This is a genomic window from Pelotomaculum sp. FP, from assembly GCF_004369245.1.
Classification (GTDB): domain Bacteria; phylum Bacillota; class Desulfotomaculia; order Desulfotomaculales; family Pelotomaculaceae; genus Pelotomaculum_C; species Pelotomaculum_C schinkii.
Map to the genome: position 1 here is coordinate 1 of NZ_QFGB01000116.1, position 2,441 is coordinate 2,441.

Genomic DNA, 2,441 nt, shown 5'->3' on the forward strand with positions numbered 1-2,441 from the left:
CATAATGAATAGCAAATTATCTGAAGCCCAAAAAAGAAACCCCATGTAAGCAGAGGCTACGTAGGGCTTCAGATAATTTGATTGAACGGAACCGCCGATGTCGGTAGGTGCTATGGGGAAAAAGGAACTGTATAAGTTGCAGAATTTCTGGCGCTAAAAGGGTTCCGATGTTATGGGGCGAAATCTCAGTCAAAGAACAGGGTCATTATTGGGAAATTCGCCTGTCGATGGGCATAGTTTCCCCCTCCCCCATAGAAGGGGCTTTTTTGTATAAGGAATTTGTTTTTACGGAAGAGGAGATGCGCGTATCATCATTCCTATTCTGCAGCAGGGACATTTACGAAATGTATCATTGAACTTGTCAATGAGGATTTCGAATAATGAACGCGGCTTAGAGAATATGCTAAAAGGTGTATTCGTAAGTTGCCGGCATAACTGTATCCGTTTGGTTTTCCCTCCGGAAGCCAAAAGTCCGTAGTGTCGTATCTTCCGGAATCCTCGAGGCAGTACATGGAGCATAAAGCGGCGGATAAATTCTTCGGCTGTAATAGTCATCTGCTTGACCTTGTTATGGTCGGCATAGTCCCGCCAACTAAATGTGACTTTATCATCTTGAAGCGCCAGAATCCGATTGTTGGAAATAGCCACGCGATGTGTGTAGCGGCTTAAATATTGAATCACCTTGCCGGTATTGCCGAAGGGCGGTTTGCAATAGGTTACCCAGTCCTTGTTATACAAATCCTGCAGAAAGAGGGCATATTCTCTCGAACTATTGAGTTTGTTCGTAGATTCATCGAAGCGTAATTGAGCCGCACGCATGAGAGCGAGAAATTTCCCCCGGAATTTCTTGGACAATACCTTAACCGGAATGAAGAACTTCTTGCGCGAGTTTTTCCAATGACCGGCGCTGGTCAACCCGCCGCCCGGTACAACACAATGGATGTGGGGATGATACAGAAGGTTCTGCCCCCATGTGTGGAGAATTGCGGTTACTCCGAGTTTGGCGCCGAGATATTTTGGATTTTGGCCTAACTCTAACAAGGTTTCCGAGACAGCTTTGAAGAATAAAGTGTACATCGTTTCCTGGTTCTGCCGGAATACCATATACAATTCGTTCGGCACCGTAAACACGACATGGAAATAGCCAATGTTAAGCAGGCAACGTTCCTGGCTTTCGATCCATTGTTCTTTGGCAAGCATTTGGCATTTGGGGCAATGTCTGTTTCGGCAGGAATTATAAGAGATACGTTGATGGCCACATTGGTCACATGTATCTATATGCCCGCCCAAAGCATGAGTCCGGCAGTTCAAGATAGCGCGATATGCCTTTATTTGAACGGTATTAAGCGGATGCTGGCGCAAGTATTCATCGCCATGTTCCCGAAAGATGTCCTGCACTTCAATCATAATGGGCAGTCCACAAACTTCTGAGGCATGTTGTCCGCCGGACTGGTTATTCCGTTCGTGGTGTTTGCCAGATGAAGATAGATCGTGGTTGAGGAAATGCTGGCGTGTCCGAGCAAAGCCTTTATTTGGAGTAGACTTAGCCCGTCCTCTAATAAGTGAGTGGCGAAACAGTGCCGAAGGGTATGCGGCGACACACTCTTTTGGATAGCTGTCTTGGCAAGCGCTTCTTTAATCGCTCGTGCTACTGCGCTTGTTGTGATATGCCCAACATTTTTGATTCCGGGAAAAATGTATCCATCTGAGCTTTTCGGGCGGTACTTGCGCCAATAGTCACGCAACGCGAATAAAGCGCTTTCGGGCAGAAGAGTATAGCGATCCTTTTGGCCTTTGCCGCCGCGCACCAAAACCCGCATGGATGCCGAATCAATATCCGTCGTTTTGAGACTGGCAAGTTCGCTGACTCGTAAGCCGGAACCGTACGCCATTAAGAGCAGGGCTTTGTGTTTGGCATTCGTTGTCTGGGAAATTAGTTCTGCAACTTCATTCCGCGTTAAAATCTCCGGTAGCTTCTTAGGCCGCTTAAGGCGTGGAATTTGTAGATAGTTCATCGTCCGGTTCAGCGTAACTGCGAAGAAGAAGCGAATGGAAGCACTGTAAACATTGACCGTGCCTGGCGATAATTTCTTTTCGACAATCAAGTGTCCCAGGAAACTTCGAACGTCCATTTCATTGAGCTTCTCGATAGGTTTTTTGAAGTGATTAAGGAAGATCCCAACATGAGTCGTATAGGAATCGAGTGTGTTTCTGGATAGCCCCCTAAGCTGGATGTCAGCTTTCAGGCGTTGCAGCGCCTGACGGTTAGTCATCATTAAATAAACAACCCCTTTGTTTGATATTGCGGACAGGCCGCATTCTCATTTTAAAGGGGTTGTTTTGTGTTAGCCATGACTTTTGTATCTACTATGAGCAGATCGGATCATTTCGCTTTGATACTATCTTGGGTTTCTATCCACCGCGGAGCGGTTTCGTTCAAT

The 2,441-nt window shown here is 46.5% G+C and carries 2 protein-coding genes; both read right to left on the reverse strand.

Annotation, left to right across the window (positions count from 1 at the left end; all coding sequences use genetic code 11):
* Positions 1-285: 285 nt before the first annotated feature.
* Positions 286-1,407: an IS91 family transposase gene (locus Psfp_RS20830; RefSeq protein ID WP_134220426.1), complete on the reverse strand. Its 1,122-nt coding sequence runs from the start codon at positions 1,405-1,407 to the stop codon at positions 286-288.
* Positions 1,404-2,276 carry a site-specific integrase gene (locus tag Psfp_RS20835; protein ID WP_134220427.1) on the reverse strand — a complete coding sequence of 291 codons (873 nt, stop codon included), beginning with the start codon at positions 2,274-2,276 and terminating at the stop codon, positions 1,404-1,406. Before Psfp_RS20835 ends, Psfp_RS20830 begins: the two co-directional genes overlap by 4 nt.
* Between the last annotated feature and the right edge of the window lie 165 nt (positions 2,277-2,441).

What these genes read in the sequence shown, in the direction of transcription:
- Psfp_RS20835 (WP_134220427.1), bottom strand. Translation starts at nt 2,276, where the DNA reads ATGATGACTAACCGTCAGGCGCTGCAACGCCTGAAAGCTGACATCCAG.
- Psfp_RS20830 (WP_134220426.1), bottom strand. Translation starts at nt 1,407, where the DNA reads ATGATTGAAGTGCAGGACATCTTTCGGGAACATGGCGATGAATACTTG.